This window comes from Ureibacillus acetophenoni, assembly GCF_900220965.1.
GTDB classification, from domain to species: domain Bacteria; phylum Bacillota; class Bacilli; order Bacillales_A; family Planococcaceae; genus Ureibacillus; species Ureibacillus acetophenoni.
In genome coordinates, this window is the sequence record NZ_OBQC01000019.1 from 1 (window position 1) to 24,372 (window position 24,372).

Sequence of the window (24,372 nt, forward strand, 5' to 3'; positions counted from 1 at the left end):
TAAATTGTGTTATCCGGTATTAGCCCCGGTTTCCCGGAGTTATCCCAAACTATAGGGCAGGTTGCCCACGTGTTACTCACCCGTCCGCCGCTAACCTTTCAAAAGCAAGCTTTTAAAAAGTCCGCTCGACTTGCATGTATTAGGCACGCCGCCAGCGTTCGTCCTGAGCCAGGATCAAACTCTCCATAAAATGGTGAATTTGAGTTAAGCTCAAAATTCAAACTGGCATCATAATTGATGTCCAAAATTTTGTTTCTATATAGTAGAAACGTTTAATTCATTAACGTTTTGTTGTTCAGTTTTCAAGGTTCATGTTATTCGTGTCGTTTTGACGCGACATTTATTATTATATCAATGTAACGTTTGGTTGTCAACACTTTTTAAAATTTATCTTTTTCAACAGTATCACCACCGTTGAGCCGACAGGTTTTAAATTATACCACATATCCAAGCAATGTCAACACTATTTTATTATAAAAATCACAGTCATTTGCGACTGCTTTAATATAATAACAAGGTAACAATCTATAGTCAATAAAAAAATTCAACTTTTTTCACACCTTTTTAATTAATTGAGCAGACAGACAATTGGTGTACATGTAAGTTGAACTTATTTCCTATATATATCTACCTCGTTCACCATTAAACTTAAATCAATGATTTAATTCTACAAAAATGAAGTAAGCACATTGTAAGATACATAAGTTTATATAGAGGTGATCTAATGTTTGATGTGTTCCTTAATAGTTCTTCAACTGACAATCCTTTTGTTGCTTATTCAGTTGTACATCTTCTGATAATCAGTATCTTACTTGTTGGAATAGTACTCTTGTTCATGTTTCGAAGGCAGTTAAATAGAAAGTTAATAAGATGGAGTTTTATCTCTGTCATCTTATTTTTTGAAATAGGCTATCATTTGTGGCTTCTTACAAACGATTTATGGGATCCATCTCACGCACTTCCCCTTCAATTGTGTTCAGTTAGTCTAATACTCTGTCTCATATTGCTATTTACAAATAATAAGGTTATTTTTGAGATTGTGTACTTTATCGGTATTGCCGGTGCAATTCAAGCAATAATTACACCAGAATTATTTTACAATTTTCCACATTTTCGTTTTTTCCACTTCTTTGTTAACCACTGTTTAATTATTTGGACTTGTCTTTTTTATGTGTGGTCATTCGAGTACCGAATTCAATTATCTTCTATTTTTAAATCATTAGTCTTTTTGCAGGTAGTAGCATTTATTGCTTTTATCACAAACATTGTGACTGGTGGAAATTATATGTTTTTAGCTGGGAAACCGAAAACAAGTTCCGCTTTAGACTTTTTGGGTGAGTATCCTTGGTATATTTTATCGTTAGAAGTAATTGCCGTTATTTTATTTTTCATTTTATATTTACCCTTTCTCAAAAGTAGAAAGAAGAGATTGAATTATAAATAAAAAATCGCACTCTGTTGTTTGAATAACAAACAGGGTGCTTTTTTATTTCACACCTACACTTCCACTAAACACCATGGAATTTCCTAATAAAAACTAACCTTTTTGGAAATCATTTTATTAACATATTATTTCAAGGGAGTTTGTAAATGTTTAATGAGACAATTACTTGGCTTAAACAACAGCTCAACAATACAAATGAACTGACACAAAAAACGCTTGAGATTGAAGATAAACTCTCTTTTATTTATTTCATTAGTTCGTTAGTTGATATAGAGATGATCCAAAAGGTACTTATAAAACCTTTTTTTGAAATGCCTTCTGAAGATTACTTTGAAGCTTATTTACAATCACTACCACAGCAACTCGATTTTCAAACAAAAGAAGAAATCCTATCGAACCTTCTTTCTGGTAGTGTCTTAGTCGCTCTCAAGGACAAGTTTATCATCCTTAACCTTAGTAAAAGCCACGTAGACCAAGTTCAAGAGATTAACATCGAACCTACCATTCACGGATCTCATTATGGTTTAAGTGAAAGTCTAATTACCAACATTAATATCATTCGAAATTATTACCATCAGGCTACCCTTACCGTAGAAAAATCAACAGTTGGAAAGCTAAATAATCTAGAGTACGCACTGCTCTATGATAAGGATAAAGTAAAGAAGGATGTACTAAAAAAATTTAAGAAAAGAATGAAAACAATAGATAAAGAACTAATTTTATCTTCTTCTCAGTTAATTAGCCATATAAATAATAGAGATAAATTAACATCTTACTTTCCAACAATATTATTAACTGAACGTCCAGATCGTATCATTTATAACATTGCGGGAGGAAAAATCATCGTTTTGATGGAGGGTTCTACCCTCGCAATAGTTGCTCCAGCAGTGTTTTTTGATTTTATGGTATCAATGGAGGATAACTATCACTCTTTTTGGATATCAAATTTTTTAAGAGCTCTTCGTTATCTAGGTCTATTAGTTTGTATTCTATTGCCAGGGCTCTATGTAGCAGTCACAACTTATAGTCCAGAGATTCTAAGGGTTGAGCTTGCACTGACCATTTCAGGTAGTCGCGTGGGTGTACCTTATCCTCCATATATCGAAGTATTATTTATGCTTTTCTTTATGGAGCTATTAGTAGAAGCTAGTATTCGTCTTCCTAGAGCGATGTCCGCAACTGCGACGACCGTTGGAGGATTAATATTGGGGACAGCAGCTACTGAAGCAAATCTTACTTCAAACATCATGATTATTATCATTTCAGCAGTAGCAATCTCAACTTTTGTTATCCCAATTAACGAAATGTCCTTCGCTATTAGAACTGTACGCCTAGCATTAATTATCTTTGCCTCTATATTTGGATTAGCAGGTGTTGTTCTAGCTGCAATCGGTTTCCTTATGTATTTAGTGAACTTAAATAGTTACGGCGAACCCTATTTAAGATTTTATAACTACCGGAAAAAGAAGGAACGAGGAGAAGCTCTAAATGAGTAGATATTATTATTATTTAGTCCTAGTAAATATGTTCGCTAATATTATTACATCAGTCCCTGTCATTCTTTTTCAAAATCGAAAAGATGGCGCAATTATTTCAATGATTTTAGCTATGATTGTTGGATTGATATGCATTACTTTTTTTACGAAATTTTTTAATTCCTTTCCCGGCAAAACTCTACCAGATATGTTAAAACAAACGATGCCTAAATGGTTTACAGTCATATTTACATTTGTTCTTGTCATTGTCTGGTTTGTTGCCGGGTTAATCACTCTTATAACGTACACAATTCTTTTAATTCGATTTTTAACACCAGAAACATCTTTAGTCATGGGTACTATTACGATTTTGCTATTTGTTACTTTTGGCTGTTTTATGAAGGCAGATAAAGTTCTCTATACAATAGAAATTATATTTATCATAACTATGCCACTAATTATTTTTATATTTGTAAAAGCGTATCTTGATGAACATATAGAATGGCTATATATAAAGGTTGCCTTTACTCATATAAATACTTTTCCACAAATTATCCCTTTTGCTGCGGTACTTTTTCTATTTCTTGGGGTTATGAATCTAATCATTTTCAACCAGTTCTTTACGGTTAAACAAACCTTTGGATGGAAACAAATATCCGCACTAACTTTAATTGGTTCTGGCGTATTATTTACTACGTATTTTATTCCCGTAGGATTCCAAGGCTTTGAAAATATAGACACGATGATGTATCCGTGGATATCAACAGCAGATTCAATGAGAATGAGATATGGTGTCATTGAGCGTGTCGTTTTTATTTTTCTACTGTTTTACCTTGCTTTTTCGGTCATCAGTCTTTTAATCCATTGGCACGTAACGATTGAATTACTCAAGTCAGTATTTAACTTTAACAAACTAAAAGTTAGAGGTATCCAAGTTATACCATTTATAATTATCACAATTTTTTCACTGATTACTATTATCGCTGTACAGTTCATTAATGAGTTAAATTTATACTTTTTTACATCCTATTTTTTCGTTTCTTTATTGTTTTTAGTTCCTTGTTTAATGCTTGTTTTATGGATTATTAAAAGGAGATTTAAGCAGCATGATAAGAAAGAATCCTAGTTTAAAAAAATGTCAGTTAATATTGTTCTTTTTGGCTCTTTGTTTTCTCTCCGGATGTTCATTTAAAGAAATTGAAAAAAGTGCTTTTATCGCCGGAATTGGCATAGATCCATCCGAGAATTCTGAGAGGCCATACAAAGTGTCACTTAAAATTTTCAATCAAACAGGCACAGTAAAAGATAACCCTGAACCAAGTTATATCTATGTTTCTGAGGAAGGTAAATCCATTACAGATGCAATTCGGTTGTTAGAGACAAAAGTTGATAAAAGATTAGAATTTGGTCATCTCAAAATTATCCTTCTAGGGGAAGATGCCATAAAAGAACTACAAATTACAGATATGTTAGACTTTCTCATGAGGCGTCCAGACATTCAACTAATTTCTTGGGTTATGGTTGGTAGACCTTCAGCGGAAAAAGTTTTGCAGATGGTCCCAGAAACAGAAACAGCAGCTTATCCATCTCTTTATAATTACTTTGATCTAAATGCCAATGAAAGTCCTTATATAATTACAACTTATTTATTTGAATTTAGGAGACAGTTTTTAGAAAAGGGCGTTGAACCTGTTATACCAATTATTGAAATTGAACAAGGTCAATTTGTAGTTGATAAAGCGATTGTCATAGGAGAAAATAAAACATTTCTTGAATTGGATTCGTTGGATACAAAAATATTTAACATACTATTAAATAGAGCCGTCAAAGCCGATCTAATTGTAGAACATGAAGATGAGTTATTTATGGTTGAACTAGATAGGTTTAACATGGACTATCAAGCTGTAGAGAATGCGGATGGGACAGTCACTCTTAAAATTACTTTTGATGCAAAGGGATTGATTACGGAGTCTAAAAATCCGTTGGACGTCGAGAACTTGCCTAAATTCACTGAATGGACGGAAGCAAAAGCAACGGAGGATGGGAAAAAGTTCTTGTCGAAACTTAAAGAAGGTGGTTTCGATCCAATTGGTTTTGGTCTGTATTATAAAGGTTCGAAATTGCATAATGAACTAATGGATTATGATGAATGGAAAAAACAATACAAAAATGCAAAGATAGAGTTTAATATTAACCTTAATTTGACGGGTACTGGGCAACTCGGTTAATTTTTTATAATGAAAAACCTAAGTCACTTTACGGCTGACTTAGGTTTTATTTGTTTCACCTTATTTAACAATCCTATCCGTCAACACATCTAAAGCTTCTCTCACATCTTTTGCAAAGCGAATTGGGTTATCGATTTTAACAAAGTGAATGTACATTAATCTCGGATCTTCAAATAACCAGTGATTATGGAATCCTGTCACTTTAATATTATTTTCGCGAAGTTTTGTGATAAACGGGTTAATTTCCTCTTGAAGAATCACCGTTTCTCCACTACATAGAGCATTTCCATCTGGAGTTAAGGATTCAAAATTAAACATTTGCGGAAGTGTAAGGAATGAACGACTTCTGATGCCCATAATTCGGGCAATAATATTTAGACGTGAGTCCATTACCATACAAACTCCATCTTCAAATGTCTGCATCCCTCCAAGAATTTGGTTAAAACGATTACACAGTTCTGCTCCTTGATTTCTTGGTGGTTCAAACCCGTGACTCCCACCCCCTACTTTTAAATCTGTTAATACTTTATTTGCTTTTCGTACTTTACGAGCAAAATCTAGCGGTTGATCGATCGATTGAAAATGCATATACATAAGTCTTGGTTTTTCAAACATCCAGTGGTTGTGTAAAGCCGTTACTTTAATTCCAAATTCTCTTAAACGCGACATGAAAGGATTGACTTCTTCTTCAAGTAGTACTGTTTCCCCAAGACATAGCGCTCTTCCCCTACTATCCATATTTTCAAATGAATAAGCTTGTGGAACAAACATAAACGATTCTGCTGGTCGACCTAAAACAATGGGTCGGATGTTTGTCCTCGAACGTGTTGCCGTACATACACCATTAATTACCGCAGGAGTCGAATCCAATATTCTTGCAAACTTTACACATAGTTCACTTGGTTGAACGTTTTCCATATTTGAGTGATTGTGCATATCATGCATAATATAGCGATTTCCCTTCTTAATATATTTAAGCTAATTACATTTCCCTTTAGAAGGAGCAACGTGAGTGAATGAACTTTCAATTTAAATAGTTTTCTGACGATGAAAAGCACTCTTCTTTATCAAAAAAGTTAGATTAACACCCAGGATTACTAGACTAATAACTCTGGTACAAAAGTGGAACGGGCACCATTTGATATTGGTGCCCCTCTTTCATGCTAGTAACCGTATGGACGGTTGTATGGTCGTGGATAATACGGTCGATACGGACGATATGGATAAGGGTAAGGGTAAATTTGAATTGGGAAGAATGGATAATACGGATAGTGCCTTCTTCTTCTACGTCTTCGGCGTCTTCCATAATTGTCATAGTCATAGTCATAGTCATAATCATTGTCGTAGTCATTATATCTGTAAAAATTCATCATAATCCCTCCTTTCGTTCCTGTATATTATGCAAAAACGGTTTAATAGACTGCGCATTTTCCCTATGTACATTCTTTATATTTTCGATTAGTGAATATTAATAGGATGTACGCCTACTTAGGCTAATGTTTATTAATTTTATTAGATATATTGATTAGGGAAGAATCTACAAAATTGAGTGAAAAATGTATCTTTTTTCATCTCTGAAACAGACTAAAACTATTGATGATTAAAGAAGGGATTGTTGAAAGTTGAATAAAATATTGCTCAGTACAGCTCTATTATCCATTTTTTGTCTGGCCGCTTGTGGTGGTAAAGAAGAGTTCGATGTAACAAAGAATGATGTTTCAAGTGAGACAAATACCGATGTCAAAACAAACTCAGAAACTAAAAAAGCGACAGGTAATGAAACTGAAACAGGAACAAATCAAACTGGTGACAATAACCAAGAGGGTGTTACTTGGGAAAATGAAGTCGGTCTTATTGTCTCAAGTGAAGGTAATACATCTGATAAATTCTCAAAATTAGAAGAGTTTATGGCAAACTACAATGCATCAGACGAGGAAATAGAGCAATTCAAAAATGATATTATTTCTGATTATGAATCAAAACGATATTTAGGCGATACAGAAAATGATCAATACATGCTCTCAATGATTTTAAAAACTTACATTATTGAGCAAAGCAATGGAGGAACTCCGTTAGGTGATTTTGCCTCAATTATGCATGAAAATTTAAAACTCACTTATCTTGGTGAAGAAGATAAAGAAAGTGAAACTGTAAAAGCAAATGAAGCACAAATGGATGAGCACTTCACTCATTTACAGGAAGGCTAAAATCCAATTCTCTCCTATTAAATACGATATAAAAAAGAGCACAGATTCTGTGCTCTTTTTTCACTAACGACGATGTTCTACTAGGTCAATTGCTCCTAGCACAATATGTGCCAAACCAAAACCTAAAACTGTATTGGCATACTTTTTGTTTGCTATAGGACTTTTTGTCATAGCAAACCCAGCTGCTGTTACAGCTGTACCTAGAATAGTTGGGATTAAACCTTCACGAACACTCATTCGATATCCCTCCATCATTGTTAGTTGGCAATTTGTCGCCATTGTTATTGTTCCTAAAAAAATACGGCTTATTCATATTGTAAAGAAAGCATGTAAAAAAGATGGAGAAACTCCATCCTCTTTAATCTTTAATCATTAGTCCCGCAAATCTATTTCTATCTGTTTCCAATCAATTGTACTTACTTTTTCCATTGATGTATGCAAGGTGATAGGACCCTCTGACTTATCAAATTCACGTTTGAAAGAAAGTGTCCCCAAGCTCGTTCTTTCTGGTTCTGTTAATTCGGTAATTACTTCACCATTATGATCCCATAGCATGAGGAATGTATTTTGCAAGCTTAGCATACCTTCAATGTCATAATGAACAATTGTTTTATTTGCTAATTGCTCGTATCCTGTGATGATTAATTTACTGCCGTCCGAATAATTTATCGTATATGGAAAAACTGTATCTGATAGCGGAACATTTACCTCCATGTAATTTTCAGGATCACCCAAAATTCCATGGTTGTTCGTAATTTCGATAATTAAGCCATTTGGTGCTTCTTTCCGACCTGGTAATAATACGGTTTCTCTAAAGTTCACCATTCCGTTTCCTAGATCATTGACTGCACCACCAGATCCACCACCAAACCCAAGTGAGGTCCCATTTTCATCGAATAAATTAAAGAAATAATTCCCCATTTCTTTTCTTGGCATTGTACTATCTATAATAATTTGCGATTGAACTGGTGTAAATTCAACTCTTTCCACTACAAAGGTTGCTTCATCCCAAGTTGCAGTTTCTAATGGAGCAAACCCTTCAGTCGCAGCAGATGTTGCTTCATTCCCTAGCAATAATTCAAAATTCCATGTTCCTTGAACACCAGCGATTTCATTTACATTTAAGAATAAAGTCGGCTGGTCGATGAGACTATAACTTAAGCCGTAATCCATATCAATGATACCCGTAGCGACGTCACCATTTACATGTTGCTCAAATTCCGCAATATAATCAAATCGTTGCCCATTTAGTTGTGCATCAAAAGATAGTGGAACCCCTTGATTTTTACTTATGTCCTGTAATACTACCTTATCGGTCTCAATTGTATAAGCTATAGCAATGCGTCCGCCACCCAAAAACGCTTCAGTAATTGTTAATGAGATTCCGTTATTTGTGACCGTCTCATTCAACTGAGATGCAAGACCTTGTTCATGGATCATTTGTAAGGATGTATCCGGAGAACCACCAAAAATAGAACCGATAATTGGGATTTCCTTCAGCACTTGCGCCATGGTAGGAGAAACAAAACCTGAGCCAATCACACCGAATGTAAGTACCGCCGCAGCAACAAGTCCCTTGCCTATCCAACTATTTCTTTTAGGTTTCGTTTCAACGACAACACTATTAGATCCAGGAAGGTCCATTAATATATTATCAATACCTTTAGAAAAGAAATCTGGCACCTGCTCCTTATCATTTCCCCAAGATTGAAGCAGCTCTTCTACTCTTTTATTCATGAAGTAATCTCCCTTCCACCTTATGTCCTTCGATTAAACTACTAAGTTTTGTTCTTGCTCTATTTAAGCGAGATTTAACAGTACCTACAGCTATTTCTAAGATCGTACCAATTTCTTTAACAGACAAGTCTTCATAGTAGTACAAAGTAATGACCGTTCTTAACTCAGGTTCTAAACTATCAATAGCTGTCTGAAGATCTACGAACACTTCAGGCTGTTCATTTGTTGTAGGTTCGAGATAATCATTCATTTTCACAATTTTTGTTTGGACTTTACGAATTTTGTTACATTCGTTAATTAAAATTCTCGTAATCCATGTTTTAAAAAACTTAGGTGCTCTAACTTGGTGTATGTTTGTATAAGCAATTAAGATCGTTTCTTGCACGGCATCTAAACATTCAGAATCTGATAAAAGAATAGCTTTCGACACTTTATATAGTGACGATTCCATCCCTTTTATTAGTTGTACAAACGCTTGTTTGTCGCCTAGCTGTGCACGTTTTACTAACATTTCAGCATTCACGCTTTAATCCTCCTTTATGTTTTACACACCTATTAGAGTAAAAACGAAGACATTTGGTTCACGGGACATTGAAAAAAGCTAAGAGGAAATCCCTTAGCTCAAAATTATTATTTAATTTCCTGTTATATACAATGAAATATTGTGAAAAAATTTAGCCATTTTCTTTTATCTGTTCACGGATTTTTTTTAATTGCTCAAAGGACAAGTCTCCAAGGGATGCCGCAATTTCTTCTTCAATTCTTTTCCGATTGTTCTCTTTATATTGTTTCCACCAATCACGCAAGCCTTCTGTGTTATCAATAATGTATTCAACATCAATGACTTCATTTTCTTCATCAGACAAATAATCTAATACAGCAGCTAACATGCGTGTAAGATTTTCAATTTCATTTCCACTTTGCTCATGATTTGGCTTTTCTACTTCTTCTTCTTTTTCTGATTCATCGTTCGGTTGAGAAGTTTTTCTTGGCATTGTTCCACTCCTAACAATTATCTTTATCTTTTAGTATGACCAAGATGAAAGATGAAAATTGATTAAATTTCTCACATCTAGTAGCAATAAGCAATGTTGAATAAATTTTATTAAGTTGGTCAACCTATTTTTGATAAGAATATAAGCTACGATAAGGAGTGTTAAAATGGGGATTTTAAGAAGTAATAATAATCCAAAAGAAGAGCCTTTACATTATGGCGAAATCTTTTCTATTTGGACGCATGTTTTAGGAAACAATGGTTTAATTGCAGCTTACCAAACACTTTACAATCATACTGGCGACCAGGATTTAGCAAAATTACTTGAAGAGGCAATTATGGGGGCAGAGGAAGAAAACCAAGTATTAAAAGATATTCTAAAAATCAACGGTGTTGCTTTACCTCCAGCTCCGCCAGAACGTCCAGTTGCTCGTATTGAAGATATTCCAGCTGGTGCTAAATTTATGGACCAAGAAATTAGTGCGAAACTCTCCGCGGATGTGGCTGCCGGATTAGTTGCTTGTAGTACAGCTATGGGGATGAGCACACGAGAAGATATTGGGTTTATGTATGGCCAATTCCATATGGCAAAAGCTCAACTTGGTGCGAAACTACTTCGTTTAAATAAAGCAAAGGGTTGGTTGATTCCTCCTCCTTTACATGTTACCCACCAAGCATAAACTACATCAAACACCTTCAACTATGAGGGTGTTTTTTTATTATAGAAAGAATCATACAAATACCTAGCGTTTTTCTTATTTGAATCAACAATATAGATGAATAGTGTATTTTTCCTTATTGCTTGCTGATACCTAATTATAGTTGATTGTGGTAATCTTGAAACATAGTTGTAACGGTAAGTGATTCAAATTTGAAAGGAAGAAACCCAATGTATTTTATTGATAATAAAGGCATTACAGACCCTCGTGTAAACTTAGCAATCGAAGAGTATATTTTGAAAAACTTAGATGTAGAGAAGGACTCTTATTTGCTGTTTTATATTAATCAACCTTCGATCATTATTGGGAGAAATCAAAATACAATCGAAGAAATTAATACGGATTATGTGGAGGATAATGGTGTCATCGTTGTACGCCGATTATCTGGTGGCGGCGCAGTGTATCATGATTTGGGGAATTTGAACTTTAGTTTTATCACAAAAGATGATGGCGAGTCTTTCCATAACTATAAGAAATTCACGCAACCCGTTGTGGATGCATTGGCGAAATTAGGTGTACAAGCTGAGCTTTCAGGACGTAATGATATTTTAGCAGAAGGCCGTAAAGTGTCAGGAAATGCCCAATATGCTACAAAGGGCCGCATGTTTAGTCATGGGACATTAATGTTTGACTTAAACATTGATGCCGTTGTGGATGCATTGAAAGTAAAGAAAGATAAAATTGAATCAAAAGGAATTAAATCCGTTCGTTCTCGTGTGACGAATATTAAACCATTTTTGAAAGAAGACATTACAATTGAAGACTTTAAACTGGAAATATTAAAATCTATTTTCGGTGGCGAAGAGCAAATTAATTATTATGAGTTAACGGAGGAAGACTGGGAAAAAATCCACGAAATCTCTCGTACCCGCTACCAAACATGGGAATGGAATTATGGTAAATCTCCGCGCTTCAATATCCAAAAAACAGAACGCTTTCCTTCTGGCGGAATTGATATTCGATTAGAAGTGAATAAAGGAATTATTGAAGAAGTGAAAATTTATGGAGACTTTTTCGGTGTTGGTGAGGTAGCTGAAATCGAAGAATTGCTAACTGGTGTTCAGTATAGCCGTGAGACCATTGCTGAAAAATTGGGTGACATTGATATCGCACATTATTTCGGTGGAATTACAAAAGAAGATTTCCTGAAATTGATTTATTAAAAGTAAAAGATCCAAGCGAAGTTATTCGCTTGGATCTTTTACTGATAAATTTCTCTCACTGACGGAAATCACATACGACATAATCAATATTAAGTGTAATTGTACATAATTTCGGATATGTCGTATGTGAATTTTCCACTATTTGTGATTTTAAAAATAGTTGGTGCTCCCACAAATGAAGGAGCAGCCAACTACTGTTTTCTACTGTAGCGGCATAAACGAAACTTGCCAAATCCCGTCTTCGTTTTTAATCATTTGGAAGCCCATAGGATCTCCATTTATAAAGTATTTAATATATCCTGTATGATCACTCGTTTCGATAAAGGTACCATTATCAATATTTTTAAAGATTTCAAAGGAACCTCTTTCAGATTCAGGGATATTTAAATGCTCTTCTTTTGACCACATGATGTACTCTTCCCTGTCTGTGTATAAAGCATATTGCATATCATACTTTCCTTCATATCCCGCAAAAATATATAATTTGGCAATGTTTATTGGATCCAAACCATAAAGATGCTCTAGACTTAAATCTTGTTGAAACTCGTCATATGCTTTCGCTTCTTCTGATGTTAAATCAAAGATACTTGCTCCGGTCTCTTCATTACTCTCTTTATTCACCTCATCGAACCAAGCATCCACTTTTCCTTGCATTTCAACAAGTAACTCTTTAATGTTCTCCGGTTGCTGAAGAGCATCTTCGACATATTGTTCAGGGAACATGGATTTAATTGATGCCACATAAAGGCTGCCATCTTGCGCCTCTTCATAATGAGTCACCTCATAGCTATCATCTATTTTTTCTAAGGTGATTTTTACAGGTAGAGAGACACCCGTTACTTCTTCTTTTCCTGTCTCTTTATTAAAACTATTATAATAAGACCACATGTAAACCGTTGTTGTATCCCCTTCTTGTAAAGTACCGTAGACTTTATGCACTTCAAATTGTACATCCGTTTGTTGACTATTATATTTTTGGTTAATGACGTAATCAGAAATGACTTGGTGCATTTCATCTGTTACCTCGGAATCTCCATCTATTATATTTTCATTTATAACTGAACCTTGGGATTGTTCATTCCCAGTATCCAATGACTGTATTGATGGAAATAATAAAATACCAATCACCGCTACAGCTAGTAGGGATATTAAAAATGGTTTGAAATGACGTTTAGAGGAAGTCCTTCTATTTTGAGTGTTTTCTAACTTTGCCCTTTGAACGCCTTTTAGTACACTTTCATCTAAATTCTTTGGAATAGCTATGTTCTCAATTTCTTGTTTTAAATTGTCACTCATGAAAATCAACCTCCTTTAACTCTTTTCGAAGTTTTTGTAAGGCTCTATAAAGAATTGACTTTGCTGTTCCTAGTGGAATGTCCAACGCTACTGCAATCTCTTTAAATGTATAATTTTGATAGAATCGGAGTAATATAACACTTTTTTCATCCTCTTGAAGTAATTCAATGACATGTTGTAGTGATAAATTGAGCGGAATGTTTTCATCCATTTCAGCACTTAAAAATTCTTCATAGGAAGTTTTTAACTGAACGACCTTTTTCCTTTTGTTAATCGCATTGATTGCGCTGTTGATGGTAATTTTTATCAACCATGTTTTCAAGTACTCTGGGTTTTTTAAAGTATTAAACTTTTTAAATGACTGATAGGCAACTTCTTGTACGATGTCTAATGCATCCTCTTGATTTTTCATATATACATAAGCCATCCGGTAAATGTCTTCCTGGTAATGTTGAAAAATCATTAGAAAGGCTTGATCGTCACCTTGCTGCGCTTTTTTCACTAAACGGATTATTAAAATCACCCTCTTTTGTTCATCTACTAATTAGACATACACATGAATTATTTGGCTTAAATATAGGTTGAAAATTTTTATGTGTATAAAGGATTATTTTATAATCCTCTATATGTAATTTTAGTACTACTTTCACTCAAAAAATTTATTAATTATCTGATTTTACTTTCCCTTTTATTTGCAAGGATTATAAAAAATTTGTAACTTCCCTTAAACTACCCTTGCTTTCGTTCTCAAGTATCAATTTCCTTTGGGTAATTTTAAATGATTTTACAGATTTCGCCATAGCACATATTTATAAAACCTAGATTCCCCCTGCCAAAATACCTAATTTGTAGAAGGATAAACCTTCATGTTACCCTTGCATTGTATCACCGGTCATCAAGAGAGTGATAAATTTTAGTAAAGAGTTTCCTTTTAGAAACTCTCAAGGGGGATGTAATTTTGAGAAAAACAAAGCTAAAAACAATGCTGCTAGGCTTAACAGGAGTATTACTACTAGCAGGGTGTGGAAATGAAGGAGAAGCAGAAAGTAATGGTCAAGGAGATGGGACCACCAATGTAAGTGAGGCCGTTAACTACACAATAACCGGTGTTGAACCGGGGGCAGGATTAACGCAACTTACGAAAGATACTTTAAAGGCATATGAAAACTTAGAGGGTTGGGAACTTCAAGAAAGTTCAACAGTAGGAATGCTCGCTGCGCTAGATGATGCGATTCGAAACGAAGAGCCTATTATTGTTTCAGGGTGGAGTCCACACTGGAAATTCGCGGCCTATGATTTGAAATTTCTTGAAGATCCCAAAGGTACCTTTGGCGGTATTGAAAACATTCAAACAATCGCTAGAAAAGGTTTAGAAGAAGACATGCCAAATGCATTTAAAATTATCGATACTTTCAATTGGGAAGTTGAAGACATTGAATCTGTCGTATTAGCATCACAGGATATTCCAATGGAAGAAGCTGCAGCAAATTGGCTTGATGAAAATCGTGATAAAGTCGCTGAGTGGGTTGAAGGAACAGAAAAAGTTGACGGCAAGTCCATTGAAATTGTATTAACTCCTTGGGATACAGAACGAGCTACAGCACAAGTAGTTGCTCAAGTACTAGAAGAACAAGGTTTTAATGTGACACTAACACCTGTAGATCCTGTAATTATGTTCGAGGCTATCGCAACTGGCAATGGGGATGCTTCCCTTGCACCATGGCTACCTTCTACACATGCCACGTTCTATGAGGAATATAAAGATGATATTGTAGATTTAGGTCCAAGCTTAACAGGTGGAAGAAATGGCTTTGTAGTGCCTGCGTATATGGATATTGATTCAATAGAAGATTTGGAGCCAAAAAGATAGCTTAAAATTGGGGAGCACAACAGTACTCAGCCCCCTATTTTAAGTTAAATAAAATCCTTATCAGGAAGAATCTAAAACCAAAGGAGTTTTTGACACTTGTTTAACCTTGAAAAATTTGGATTAGTAGCTAGTTTAATATTAACCCTTGTCTTAACTGGTTGCGGACAAGAAAGTGGACAACAAAATAAAAGTAATAGCGAAGAAATGAATTATACAATTACCGGTATGGAACCTGGAGCTGGACAAACAATACTTAATGAACAAGTTATCGCAGAGTATGAAAATCTTAAAGGTTGGAAACAAGATACATCCTCAGCAGGTGCAATGTTTGCCGCTTTAGATCAAGCAATTCAAGACGAAAAACCTATTATGATTACAGCTTGGTCCCCACACTATAAGTTTGCTAAATGGAATTTAAAGTTCCTAGAGGATCCTAAAGGCATCTTTGGAGCGGAAGAACAAGGTACAACACTTGTTAGAAATGGACTAGCTGATGAAAAACCAACTGCATATACAATTCTTGATCGTATATATTTCGAAATACCAGCAATTGAAGCTGGATTGTTAAAATCTGTTGAAGAAGAGTTAGAGTTCAGCGTAATTGCACAACAATGGGTGGAGGAAAACCTAGAAACGGTTGAACAATGGACAGAAGGTGTAAAAACAGTAGATGGCACTCCACTAGAAATCGTTACTACCCCTTGGGATGATAGTATATTTATATCTAATGTTGCTAAAATTGTATTAGAACAGCAAGGATTCGTGGTTGAACTTACTCCTGTTGACCCAGCTGTAGTGTTTAAATCCATTGCAACTGGCGATGCAGATGCCACTCTTTCTCCATGGCTACCTACGTCTCACGGTCCTTTATATGAAGAATACGAAGGTCAATTTGAAGATTTAGGACCAGTCTTTGAAGGTGCCAAAATTGGCTTAGCAGTCCCAACATATATGGAAGAAGATTCTCTAGAAGATTTTGAACCAGCAGAATAAGTAAAGTTAATACTGAATTGATATGGCTCCACAATACTTTGGAAGTTAAAGTATTGTGGAGTATTTTTTTAAGGGCAGATAATTTCATTGCAATTAAACACATCTTCACTTATACATAAAAACCTTTCTCTCTCTTTAATTTTATATTATAGTTTGCAAAATAGAAAAACGATTCCTAAACTTGAACGGGATAATTCCCTTAGAGGTAAATTGTTACAAAAAATTTCTCTCCAATTTTTTAATAATTCACAGTACTCTTATCACTCACCCACTTCATTCAATATCAAATTCCTGTACATTAATAATAACTTTCTCTCGAATATATCTATTTTTCTTTCATTTTCGAATTAGAGGTAGAAATATATCGATTACTAAATTAAACTAGGTTACGAAAAGTAATTAGTTAAAAAAAGTGACCTACTAAAAAGTAGTTCATTTATTTTTTCACCGTTACTTACTTTTTATAACTTAGTTATAAATAATAATTTAAGGAGGGAATTTTATGACTAAACAACAATGGGCATCTTTACTTGTAAGAGTAGTGTTCGGATTTATGTTCTTCTACCATGGTGTAGTTAAATTCACAGGAGGAATTGAATATACAGTAGGTTACTTTGAATCTCTTGGCTTAGTAGGCGCACTTGCTTATGTAGTGGCAATTATTGAATTAGTCGGTGGTTTATTATTAATTCTAGGTCTGGGAACTCGTGTAATTAGTGCAATTTTTGTAATTATTATGATAGGTGCAATTTTCACAGCGAAGTTACCTCTAGGATTATTTGGTGATGGAACGTATGCTGGCTATGAATTAGAAGTGATTTATGTAGCTCTAGGTATTTACTTCGTACTAGCAGATCGTTCACCATTATCAATTGATAATAAATTAGCAAATAAAAATCAATAACAAAGTTAAAGAGCAAGGGATGACTAAGACCAACCTTGCTCTTATTTTATATTAAAAAAAGACTCAAAAAGTCAATTTTAACTTCTTGAGTCATTCATTACTATTATTTAGGCTTACTCAGCAAACACAATATGCCACTCATTACGTTTTTCTAGGAATTCTTTCGCTAAGCTTTGCGCCCCTTCTAAACTATGGCTAGCTGCCCATCCACATTGTACTTCATTACAAGCCGGTACAGAAGTCGCTTCTAACACGTCATTTAAAGTTTTTTCAAGGATGTCCAGTACTTCATCATAATTATTATGGTTAATGAATGATAAATAAAAGCCTGTTTGGCAACCCATTGGTGATAGGTCAACTACCTTTGTAGAATGGTTACGAATACGGTCCGCCATTAAGTGCTCTAAAGAGTGAAGAGCTGGCATTTCCATATGCCCTTTGTTTGGCTGTTTGAAACGTAGATCATATTTTGTAACAGCATCACCGTTTTCTCCCTCAATCACACCTGCAAGTCGTACATATGGTGCAACTACTTTTGTATGATCTAAATCAAAGCTCTCTACATTTGTTTTTTCTTTAGTCATTTAAATCTCCTCCTATATAAATTGCATTGACTGAATAAATGATATGATACGCTCATTCTCTGTATTATTAAAGAACTCATCTGTTCTTCCATCAAAAAGGATTTCCCCGTTTTCAAGGAATAAAATCCGATCTGCAGCAACTCGTGCAAAATTTAAATTGTGCGTCACAAGAATCATCGACTTTTGTTCTTCAGATAATGCTTTTAAAACCTTTAATACTTCGCCTTCTAATTCAGGATCTAGAGCACTGGTAGGCTCGTCAAAAAGTAGAAACTTTGGTTCCATTGCTAAAGCACGTGCAATCGCTACTCGCTGCTGTTGACCACCTGACAGTTGAGATGGATAACTATCCTTTTTGTGTAACAATCCTACTTTTTCAAGTAATTGCTCACCAATTTGTATCATCTTTGACTTGTCCTTTTTTAATACAGTAATTGGACCTTCAATAACGTTTTCAAGCACTGTCATATGTGGAAACAAATTAAAGGATTGAAACACCATAGCTGTATTTTGGCGAATTAATAACTTATCCTTTTGAGATAGTTTTTGAGTGAAGTCTACTTTTAATGAATCTATTTCTAGAGTACCAGTTTGGGGGATCTCTAGCAAATTGATACATCTTAAAAGGGTTGATTTTCCAGAGCCGGATGGACCTAGGATAACCGTAGTTTCTCCCTTATTAAATTCTACATTGATATTTTTTAGCACGTGATGATTTTGAAATGATTTATTCATTTCCTTAAATTTAACGATGATGTCCACCCCCCACTATATATATTTAGAAGCCACTTTTTCTAGTCTACCTTGAATAACCGTTAAAATTGAAACAAATAGTAAGTAAATTACTGCAACAAGAGAATAAATAGCTAAAGGCTCATATGTGAACGCCACAATTTGTTGTCCAATCATAAACATCTCTGCAATTGTTATACTTGCAGCTAACGAAGTCCCTTTAACTAAATCGATAAAGTCATTCGTAACTGGTGGTAAAGAGATTCGAACTGTCTGTGGTGCAATAACTCTTCTTAACACTTGCCAATATGTCATCCCTAGTGATTCAGCTGCTTCCCATTGACCTTTTGGAATAGATAAAATGGATGCGCGAATCGATTCGGAAGCATACGCCCCTGTATTTAATGAGAAAGTTATAATTGCTGCCGTCCAAGGATCTAATGTTACTCCTGCCTTTGGTAATCCGTAAAAGACTAGGAATAATTGTACAAGTAAAGGTGTCCCTCTAAAAATCCATACGTATGTACTGAAAATAAACTTTAAAATTTTGAAATTCGATAATTTAACTAGAGCCGTAATAACGGCGATCACTAATGCTATCGCAAAAGAAATAAGTGACAATGGAATTGTTACAGCAAGACCAGCCTTTAAAACGGGCCAAATTGAATTTAATACGATTTCAAGTTCACGGCTCATTTTAAATCTTCCCTTCTATTTTAAGATTTCGCCTTGGCAACCAAAGCCGATAATTTTGTCACTTTGCTATCTGTACAAAATGAGACTTATTAAAATATAAAAATCAATCGGCCTATGAAGAGCCGATTGACCCGGTAAATATTATCACGGTGTAACTAACAATCAGCGGAGTAAATACCCCCCTGGTTGAAGCTTCACTTTATTGATACATTACATTATCACCGAAATATTTCTCTGAGATTTTTGCAAATGTTCCATCTTCAAGACGTTTTTTAATAATATTATTTAACTCTTCACGGAATTCTTCATTATCTTGGTTTAAGATTAAAGCAATTTCTGAAGAACTTGTTCTACCTTCAACTAGTTTGATAGGTGCATCTGGTTGTTGTTGTAAATAAGTAAGGAATGTAACACGGTCATGGATTGTTCCGTCAGCACGTTGTTGTAATACTAATTCAATAGAATTCGTTAAGTTTTCTGTAGGTACGATTTCTGCTCCTAAATCACGAGCATCTTGTGCAAAGTTACTAGTAACTGTTTGTGCTGCTTTTTTTCCTGCAAAATCTTCTAGACTAGCAATTTCAGAATCTGAATGAACTGCTAATGTTGCAACTGATTCCATATAAGGAATTGTGAAATCGTATTTTTCTTTACGTTCATCTGTAATCGAAATGTTGTTTATAACAAAATCGTATTTATCTGTATCAAGACCTGCAATTAAAGAATCCCATTTTGTTTCTACATATTTTGCTTCTACGCCAAGATCTTCAGCAATTTGAGCTGCAATTTCATATTCAAACCCCGTTAATGCACCAGTTTCATCATGATAACTAAACGGAGGGAATGTTCCTTCTAACCCAATTGTAATTACACCTGATTCTTGAATTTGTTCTAATTTGTTTGTACTACTACTCTCTTTTTCTGTTGTTTCTTCGCTATTTCCGCATGCTGCTAGCGCTCCTACAGAAAGTGTAAGTAGAATCGCTGATAACCATTTTTTCAAAATAAATTGCCTCCCTAAAGTAAAACCTAGTTTGTTAATAAGATTTATATTATTACATGAGTTATTATTTTTCAACAATAATTTTAAATAATCCAAATAAATTGAATATTTAAGATAATAAGTTCACAAATAAGACTAATTTTGTAATGTTCATATCTTTTAAAGGCTTGGATTGGGTCAGTGACAATCTTTCTAGTTTTTTATTTTATTGAATCACTTATTATTTTCTTAAAATTGTATATAAGTCGATCTTTGATAATTGGGTAAGCTAAATGATGAGGTGAAATTGAAATGCCTAGAAAATTAATCAACGCCATTAAAGACCACTCCCTTCCATTGAATGACGAAAGTTTTGATAAAATCGTACAATCAATTTGCGATGCCAAAATTGTCATGATTGGTGAAGCATCCCACGGGACATCGGAGTTTTATACGATTCGTGCCGAACTATCTAAAAAACTAATCGAACAAAAAGGCTTCAACATTATTGCCGTTGAAGGAGATTGGCCTTCTGTTCAATCTGTAAATCGCTATGTAAAAGGTTATGGAAACGAAGGTGATTCAGCTAGAAATGTTCTGATGAAATCCTTTCATCGATGGCCGACATGGATGTGGGCAAATGAAGAAGTCGAAACATTTACAGAGTGGCTAAAAGAGAAAAACAAAACTTTGAACAACAAAGTCGGCTTTTATGGTATTGACCTGTACAGTCTGTTCGAGTCTATTGATGAAGTGTTGAACTTTTTATCAGAAAACCCTAAGTACAATGTAGATTTAGAACACGCGAGAAAAGCATTCACATGCTTTGAGCCTTATAACAGAATGCCCGAACACTATGCCCTTTCTGCTGCACATTTTACAGATCAATGTATTAGTGAAGTATCAAGTTTGTTAAGTTCGCTCAGGAGAAATGAAGAACGTTTCTCGGATGAGCATGAAGAAGATTTAAACGTCATTATGAATGCACTTGTTGCAAAAAATGCGGAAGCTTATTACCGTGAAATGATGCAAGATGCGAAATCATGGAATACACGGGATTACCATATGGTTGAAGCGATTAATGAAATTTTGAAATATCACGGGGAGGATGCAAAAATTATCATTTGGGAACATAACACCCATATTGGTGATGCTTCAGAAACAAATATGAAAGATGAAGGATTAATTAATGTAGGGCAAATTATTAGAGAACAATATGGGAAGGACAATACATTTGCCATTGGGTTTGGCACCTACCAAGGTACTGTAATTGCTGCAGATCGCTGGGGCGACCCGTTAGAGGTAATTGAAGTTCAACCTTCCAAACTTAGTATGTGGGAAGGTCAACTTCATGCGGCTGGACAGGAAGATAAAGTCTTACTATTTACTGATGAAAATAGAGAACTGTTCAATGACTGGATCGGTCATCGTGCCATAGGAGTCGTTTATCACCCCGAATACGAAGCTTACGGGAATTATGTTCCTTCAAGAGTTGGCAGTCGATATGATGCTTTTATTTTCATTGAACATTCACATGCGTTAAAGCCATTAAAAGAGTAAAGGCCATCTCACAAAACGAGATTGGCCCTTTATTATGCCTTATTTTCCTTCAAAAGCTTTCTGAATTTCGGCAATATCTAGTTTTTTCATTTTTAGAACAGCTTTGTTAACGCGATCTAATTGCTCTGGTGTACATTTGCTCATGATTTCGTTCATGTTACTTGGAACGACTTGCCAAGATATGCCAAACTGGTCTTTTACCCAACCGCATTGTTCAGCTTCTGGTACTGCTGATAGCTTGTCCCAGTAATAATCAATTTCCTCTTGTGTGTCACAGTTTACAATATATGAAACTGCTTCATTAAAACTGAAAGTGTGTTCATGGCCACTATCCATCGCGATAAACCATTGATCTTCTAATCGGAAGTCAGAATACATCATTGTTCCTTCCTTATCAGGTTCCATCCCTTCTGGATAACGTGCAAAATAACCTTTTTCCGAGTCTTTAAATACAGATATATAATATTCCATAGCCTCTTCTGCTCTGCCACAATTATCGCCTACAAATAAAAGCGATTGCACAATCGGAGGTCGCTTTTCACTAATTTTATTGGCAAGGGATAATTGCCAAGATAAACCATACTTATCTTGTATCCAACCATACAATTCATTGTATGGGTATTTTTGTAGTGGCATCAGCACTTCGCCGCCATCAGATAATTTATTCCAAACGTTATGAATGAACTCTTTTGCATTCGGTACTTCCACTGGGTTAACATTCACAGTAAAAGAAAGCGACGGGTTGAATTTAAAATATGGTCCTGCGCTTATGGACATAAATTCTTGTCCCCAAAGTTCAAAGGATACAATATTCGCATTCCCTGAAGGTGTTTCGTGAAGAGTAATTTCGTTTGTTATTTTCGAATTTGGAAATAAAGAAGTGTAAAACTCAGCTGCTTCTTTTGCTTTTTTGTCAAACCAAAGATGAGGTACAATTTTGTTCGTTTCCTGCATAGGGATTCCACCTTTGTCTCTTAATATTTTATTTGTAACTGCCCATTCTCATAAGAATTCTGTTCCAAGTAGTTTTCCTTTGGGAAGATAAACGTCCACGGCATACTAACATGAGGTTGGATCACTAGAGCTGGTAGAGTGAAGTTGTTTTCTCCAATAACTTTTCCTTGAATGCTGTAAATTAATCGTTTGTTGATAAAATCTAGCGGGCTAGCTGAAAAATTGTGGACCATTACTGTCACAAGTAATTCATCCTTATGATTGATTGCTTCACGGATTGGTGTGAAATGAATGTCAGCGCTGTTTAAATGTTTCGTCTCATTAAATAGATTTTCTATATGTTGACGGTCCTCGGCTGCCAAAGCCTTGTCCCATGACGCTTCGAATTGTAATTGTTGCATAATGTGTAACACCTCTCTAAGGTAAGTTTACCATAGGTAACTCATTGCAAATAAAAAACGATTCCACATTTTTTGTGCAATCGTCTTGTTCGTTTTATTTTAAAATACACTTAATGCATAATGGTCAGAGATTTGCTGTAGAAAGCTCATCCCTTTTACGCTATTTCCAATTTCGTCAATCATTGGGCTAAATACACCAATTCCGATATGCCCTTTTAAATGTTCAATTTGTCCGTTTTGCACGGTACATAAAACCCCGCCGGAAACACCACTTTTCATCGGTATACCAATGGTTGCAGCATATTTTCCTGATGCATTATACAATCCGCACGTCATCATTAGTGCTTTGGAAAATTGAGCAGTTTTGAGCGTTATGAGTTTTTTATTTTCATTTAACAGTTGGCCGTCATTTGCTAAAAATAATCCCAACTTCGCTAAGTCTTCTGTCGTTACTTCAATTGAGCATAATTGTAAGTATGTCTCGAGCGCTTCCTCAACGGTACCTCTCAGATAATCATTTGCTTTTAGATAATTGGCGATTGCTCGATTTCGATAAGCTGTCTCCATTTCTGATTGGAAGACTTCCTGATTTACAAAATGTTCACGGCCCGTAACTTGCGAAATAAAATTGGTCACTGCTTTAACCCGTGTTTCCACGTTATTACCGGGCAGTAATGATGCGACTGTAATTGCTCCCGCATTAATCATTGGATTAAACGGCTTTCCTTTTTCAGCTACCTCTAATCGTACAATCGAATTAAAAGGATCCCCCGTTGGCTCTACATCTACTTTTTCAAGAACTTGGTCTAGTCCAAGCTGATCAGCAGCGACGATAAAACTCATCACTTTCGATATACTTTGTAGCGTTATCGAAACTTCGTAATCCCCAAACTTTAATACTTGTCCCTCTTCATCAATCATGTAAGCTGCAAATAAATCTTTCGATTGGTTCGCTAATGCAGGAATGTAATCTGCTAACTTTCCCTCTTGTGGTTCATTTTTTACTTTTTCAAAGATCGAATGGATCATGTAAATCACATCTACTTTCTCAATAATAATTGAAGTTGATTTATTGAATTAATTAATCGTGAATCATCTGGGATTTACAGGTTGAGCTTAATTTCAATTTTTCCTTCATGGTTCCGTATAAAAGACAGTTCTCCAGTGATTCCCGCTTCTTTTGTCATTTAGAGGCCTCATAAAAGACAGTTCTCCGTTAACTTCCACTTCTTTTGTCCTTTAGAGGCTTTATAAAAGACAGTTCTCCAGTAGATTCCGCTTCTTTTGTCCTTTAGAGGCCTTATAAAAGACAGTTCTCCGTGAATTTCCACTTCTTCTGTCCTTTAGAGGCCTTATAAAAGACAGTTCTCCGTGAATTTCCGGTTCTTTTGTCCTTTAGAGGCCTTATAAAAGACAGTTCTCCGTGAATTTCC

At 35.1% G+C, this 24,372-nt stretch carries 26 protein-coding genes and 1 rRNA gene; 11 read left to right on the top strand and 16 right to left on the bottom strand.

From position 1 onward, the window contains the following. A 16S ribosomal RNA gene (locus tag CRO45_RS17940) occupies window positions 1–190 on the bottom strand; the annotation flags it as partial. Between the two features lie 534 nt (window positions 191–724). Here CRO45_RS17940 and CRO45_RS17945 point away from each other — a divergent pair. From CRO45_RS17945 to CRO45_RS17960, 4 genes are all read left to right on the top strand, one after another. Then, entirely contained in the window at window positions 725–1,444 is a 720-nt protein-coding gene (locus CRO45_RS17945; RefSeq protein WP_097151008.1) for a YwaF family protein, read from the top strand. Window positions 1,445–1,590: 146 nt separating this feature from the next. Further along, window positions 1,591–2,940, top strand: coding sequence for a spore germination protein (locus CRO45_RS17950; protein WP_097151009.1), 1,350 nt, complete (start codon window positions 1,591–1,593; stop codon window positions 2,938–2,940). Further along, window positions 2,933–4,045 (top strand): GerAB/ArcD/ProY family transporter, encoded by a 1,113-nt coding sequence (locus CRO45_RS17955; RefSeq protein ID WP_097151010.1) that lies wholly within the window; start codon window positions 2,933–2,935, stop codon window positions 4,043–4,045. Before CRO45_RS17950 ends, CRO45_RS17955 begins: the two co-directional genes overlap by 8 nt. After that, window positions 4,026–5,147 (top strand): Ger(x)C family spore germination protein, encoded by a 1,122-nt coding sequence (locus CRO45_RS17960; protein ID WP_097151011.1) that lies wholly within the window; start codon window positions 4,026–4,028, stop codon window positions 5,145–5,147. Before CRO45_RS17955 ends, CRO45_RS17960 begins: the two co-directional genes overlap by 20 nt. Window positions 5,148–5,207: 60 nt before the next feature. On the opposite strand, the gene CRO45_RS17965 is transcribed toward CRO45_RS17960, so the two are convergent. Then, window positions 5,208–6,092 (bottom strand): DUF1259 domain-containing protein, encoded by an 885-nt coding sequence (locus CRO45_RS17965; protein WP_408057171.1) that lies wholly within the window; start codon window positions 6,090–6,092, stop codon window positions 5,208–5,210. Window positions 6,093–6,310: 218 nt separating this feature from the next. Further along, window positions 6,311–6,517 carry a spore coat protein gene (locus CRO45_RS17970; RefSeq protein ID WP_141400342.1) on the bottom strand — a complete coding sequence of 69 codons (207 nt, stop codon included), beginning with the start codon at window positions 6,515–6,517 and terminating at the stop codon, window positions 6,311–6,313. Window positions 6,518–6,769: 252 nt separating this feature from the next. Between CRO45_RS17970 and CRO45_RS17975 the strand changes: the two genes are divergently transcribed. Beyond that, a complete protein-coding gene (locus CRO45_RS17975; protein WP_097151013.1) occupies window positions 6,770–7,354 on the top strand; it encodes a hypothetical protein in 585 nt (194 codons plus the stop codon). A 63-nt stretch (window positions 7,355–7,417) separates the two neighbouring features. On the opposite strand, the gene CRO45_RS17980 is transcribed toward CRO45_RS17975, so the two are convergent. The 4 genes from CRO45_RS17980 to CRO45_RS17995 form a co-directional block, all read right to left on the bottom strand. After that, window positions 7,418–7,591: an asparagine synthase gene (locus CRO45_RS17980; protein WP_097151014.1), complete on the bottom strand. Its 174-nt coding sequence runs from the start codon at window positions 7,589–7,591 to the stop codon at window positions 7,418–7,420. A 135-nt stretch (window positions 7,592–7,726) separates the two neighbouring features. Continuing rightward, window positions 7,727–9,091 (bottom strand): DUF4179 domain-containing protein, encoded by a 1,365-nt coding sequence (locus CRO45_RS17985; protein ID WP_097151015.1) that lies wholly within the window; start codon window positions 9,089–9,091, stop codon window positions 7,727–7,729. Further along, entirely contained in the window at window positions 9,084–9,614 is a 531-nt protein-coding gene (locus tag CRO45_RS17990) for an RNA polymerase sigma factor (protein ID WP_097151016.1), read from the bottom strand. Before CRO45_RS17990 ends, CRO45_RS17985 begins: the two co-directional genes overlap by 8 nt. A gap of 151 nt (window positions 9,615–9,765) precedes the next feature. Then, window positions 9,766–10,086, bottom strand: a complete 321-nt coding sequence (locus tag CRO45_RS17995; RefSeq protein WP_097151017.1) for a hypothetical protein — start codon at window positions 10,084–10,086, stop codon at window positions 9,766–9,768. Window positions 10,087–10,252: 166 nt separating this feature from the next. Here CRO45_RS17995 and CRO45_RS18000 point away from each other — a divergent pair, with 166 nt between their 5' ends. Next, window positions 10,253–10,765, top strand: a complete 513-nt coding sequence (locus tag CRO45_RS18000; protein ID WP_097151018.1) for a DUF3231 family protein — start codon at window positions 10,253–10,255, stop codon at window positions 10,763–10,765. Between the two features lie 209 nt (window positions 10,766–10,974). Beyond that, complete coding sequence (locus CRO45_RS18005) at window positions 10,975–11,967, top strand: lipoate--protein ligase (protein WP_097151019.1); 993 nt, start codon at window positions 10,975–10,977, stop codon at window positions 11,965–11,967. Window positions 11,968–12,168: 201 nt separating this feature from the next. Here the strand turns inward: CRO45_RS18005 and CRO45_RS20315 are convergent, their stop codons facing one another. Then, window positions 12,169–13,263, bottom strand: a complete 1,095-nt coding sequence (locus tag CRO45_RS20315; protein WP_235864656.1) for a hypothetical protein — start codon at window positions 13,261–13,263, stop codon at window positions 12,169–12,171. Further along, a complete protein-coding gene (locus tag CRO45_RS18015) occupies window positions 13,256–13,786 on the bottom strand; it encodes a sigma-70 family RNA polymerase sigma factor (protein WP_097151020.1) in 531 nt (176 codons plus the stop codon). The genes CRO45_RS20315 and CRO45_RS18015 overlap by 8 nt, the downstream gene beginning before the upstream one ends. Window positions 13,787–14,221: 435 nt before the next feature. Between CRO45_RS18015 and CRO45_RS18020 the strand changes: the two genes are divergently transcribed. From CRO45_RS18020 to CRO45_RS18030, 3 genes are all read left to right on the top strand, one after another. After that, on the top strand, window positions 14,222–15,133 hold the full coding sequence (locus CRO45_RS18020; protein ID WP_235864657.1) for a glycine betaine ABC transporter substrate-binding protein: 912 nt from the start codon (window positions 14,222–14,224) through the stop codon (window positions 15,131–15,133). 96 nt (window positions 15,134–15,229) lie between these two features. Beyond that, on the top strand, window positions 15,230–16,126 hold the full coding sequence (locus CRO45_RS18025) for a glycine betaine ABC transporter substrate-binding protein (RefSeq protein WP_235864658.1): 897 nt from the start codon (window positions 15,230–15,232) through the stop codon (window positions 16,124–16,126). Window positions 16,127–16,628: 502 nt separating this feature from the next. Then, window positions 16,629–17,030 (top strand): DoxX family protein, encoded by a 402-nt coding sequence (locus tag CRO45_RS18030; RefSeq protein ID WP_097151021.1) that lies wholly within the window; start codon window positions 16,629–16,631, stop codon window positions 17,028–17,030. Window positions 17,031–17,143: 113 nt separating this feature from the next. On the opposite strand, the gene CRO45_RS18035 is transcribed toward CRO45_RS18030, so the two are convergent. The 4 genes from CRO45_RS18035 to CRO45_RS18050 all read right to left on the bottom strand — a co-directional run bounded on the left by CRO45_RS18035 (window position 17,144) and on the right by CRO45_RS18050 (window position 20,045). Continuing rightward, entirely contained in the window at window positions 17,144–17,614 is a 471-nt protein-coding gene (locus CRO45_RS18035) for an S-ribosylhomocysteine lyase (protein ID WP_097151022.1), read from the bottom strand. 12 nt (window positions 17,615–17,626) lie between these two features. Then, entirely contained in the window at window positions 17,627–18,367 is a 741-nt protein-coding gene (locus CRO45_RS18040) for an amino acid ABC transporter ATP-binding protein (RefSeq protein ID WP_170949554.1), read from the bottom strand. Between the two features lie 15 nt (window positions 18,368–18,382). Beyond that, complete coding sequence (locus tag CRO45_RS18045; RefSeq protein ID WP_097151023.1) at window positions 18,383–19,042, bottom strand: amino acid ABC transporter permease; 660 nt, start codon at window positions 19,040–19,042, stop codon at window positions 18,383–18,385. Between the two features lie 199 nt (window positions 19,043–19,241). After that, window positions 19,242–20,045, bottom strand: coding sequence for a transporter substrate-binding domain-containing protein (locus CRO45_RS18050; RefSeq protein WP_097151024.1), 804 nt, complete (start codon window positions 20,043–20,045; stop codon window positions 19,242–19,244). 291 nt (window positions 20,046–20,336) lie between these two features. Between CRO45_RS18050 and CRO45_RS18055 the strand changes: the two genes are divergently transcribed. Then, window positions 20,337–21,584, top strand: a complete 1,248-nt coding sequence (locus CRO45_RS18055) for an erythromycin esterase family protein (RefSeq protein WP_097151025.1) — start codon at window positions 20,337–20,339, stop codon at window positions 21,582–21,584. A 39-nt stretch (window positions 21,585–21,623) separates the two neighbouring features. On the opposite strand, the gene CRO45_RS18060 is transcribed toward CRO45_RS18055, so the two are convergent. The 3 genes from CRO45_RS18060 to glsA form a co-directional block, all read right to left on the bottom strand. Further along, window positions 21,624–22,538, bottom strand: coding sequence for a VOC family protein (locus tag CRO45_RS18060; RefSeq protein ID WP_097151026.1), 915 nt, complete (start codon window positions 22,536–22,538; stop codon window positions 21,624–21,626). A 20-nt stretch (window positions 22,539–22,558) separates the two neighbouring features. Then, window positions 22,559–22,939 carry an SLAP domain-containing protein gene (locus tag CRO45_RS18065; RefSeq protein ID WP_097151027.1) on the bottom strand — a complete coding sequence of 127 codons (381 nt, stop codon included), beginning with the start codon at window positions 22,937–22,939 and terminating at the stop codon, window positions 22,559–22,561. Between the two features lie 99 nt (window positions 22,940–23,038). Continuing rightward, complete coding sequence (glsA, locus tag CRO45_RS18070) at window positions 23,039–23,968, bottom strand: glutaminase A (RefSeq protein WP_097151028.1); 930 nt, start codon at window positions 23,966–23,968, stop codon at window positions 23,039–23,041. Window positions 23,969–24,372: the final 404 nt, after the last annotated feature.

Bases quoted from the DNA above. Each gene is read 5' to 3' on its own strand.
- CRO45_RS17945 (WP_097151008.1), top strand. From the start codon at position 725: ATGTTTGATGTGTTCCTTAATAGTTCTTCAACTGACAATCCTTTTGTT.
- CRO45_RS17950 (WP_097151009.1), top strand. From the start codon at position 1,591: ATGTTTAATGAGACAATTACTTGGCTTAAACAACAGCTCAACAATACA.
- CRO45_RS17955 (WP_097151010.1), top strand. From the start codon at position 2,933: ATGAGTAGATATTATTATTATTTAGTCCTAGTAAATATGTTCGCTAAT.
- CRO45_RS17960 (WP_097151011.1), top strand. From the start codon at position 4,026: ATGATAAGAAAGAATCCTAGTTTAAAAAAATGTCAGTTAATATTGTTC.
- CRO45_RS17965 (WP_408057171.1), bottom strand. From the start codon at position 6,092: ATGCATGATATGCACAATCACTCAAATATGGAAAACGTTCAACCAAGT.
- CRO45_RS17970 (WP_141400342.1), bottom strand. From the start codon at position 6,517: ATGAATTTTTACAGATATAATGACTACGACAATGATTATGACTATGAC.
- CRO45_RS17980 (WP_097151014.1), bottom strand. From the start codon at position 7,591: ATGAGTGTTCGTGAAGGTTTAATCCCAACTATTCTAGGTACAGCTGTA.
- CRO45_RS17985 (WP_097151015.1), bottom strand. From the start codon at position 9,091: ATGAATAAAAGAGTAGAAGAGCTGCTTCAATCTTGGGGAAATGATAAG.
- CRO45_RS17995 (WP_097151017.1), bottom strand. From the start codon at position 10,086: ATGCCAAGAAAAACTTCTCAACCGAACGATGAATCAGAAAAAGAAGAA.
- CRO45_RS18000 (WP_097151018.1), top strand. From the start codon at position 10,253: ATGGGGATTTTAAGAAGTAATAATAATCCAAAAGAAGAGCCTTTACAT.
- CRO45_RS18005 (WP_097151019.1), top strand. From the start codon at position 10,975: ATGTATTTTATTGATAATAAAGGCATTACAGACCCTCGTGTAAACTTA.
- CRO45_RS20315 (WP_235864656.1), bottom strand. From the start codon at position 13,263: ATGAGTGACAATTTAAAACAAGAAATTGAGAACATAGCTATTCCAAAG.
- CRO45_RS18030 (WP_097151021.1), top strand. From the start codon at position 16,629: ATGACTAAACAACAATGGGCATCTTTACTTGTAAGAGTAGTGTTCGGA.
- CRO45_RS18035 (WP_097151022.1), bottom strand. From the start codon at position 17,614: ATGACTAAAGAAAAAACAAATGTAGAGAGCTTTGATTTAGATCATACA.
- CRO45_RS18045 (WP_097151023.1), bottom strand. From the start codon at position 19,042: ATGAGCCGTGAACTTGAAATCGTATTAAATTCAATTTGGCCCGTTTTA.
- CRO45_RS18055 (WP_097151025.1), top strand. From the start codon at position 20,337: ATGCCTAGAAAATTAATCAACGCCATTAAAGACCACTCCCTTCCATTG.
- CRO45_RS18060 (WP_097151026.1), bottom strand. From the start codon at position 22,538: ATGCAGGAAACGAACAAAATTGTACCTCATCTTTGGTTTGACAAAAAA.
- CRO45_RS18065 (WP_097151027.1), bottom strand. From the start codon at position 22,939: ATGCAACAATTACAATTCGAAGCGTCATGGGACAAGGCTTTGGCAGCC.
- glsA (WP_097151028.1), bottom strand. From the start codon at position 23,968: ATGATCCATTCGATCTTTGAAAAAGTAAAAAATGAACCACAAGAGGGA.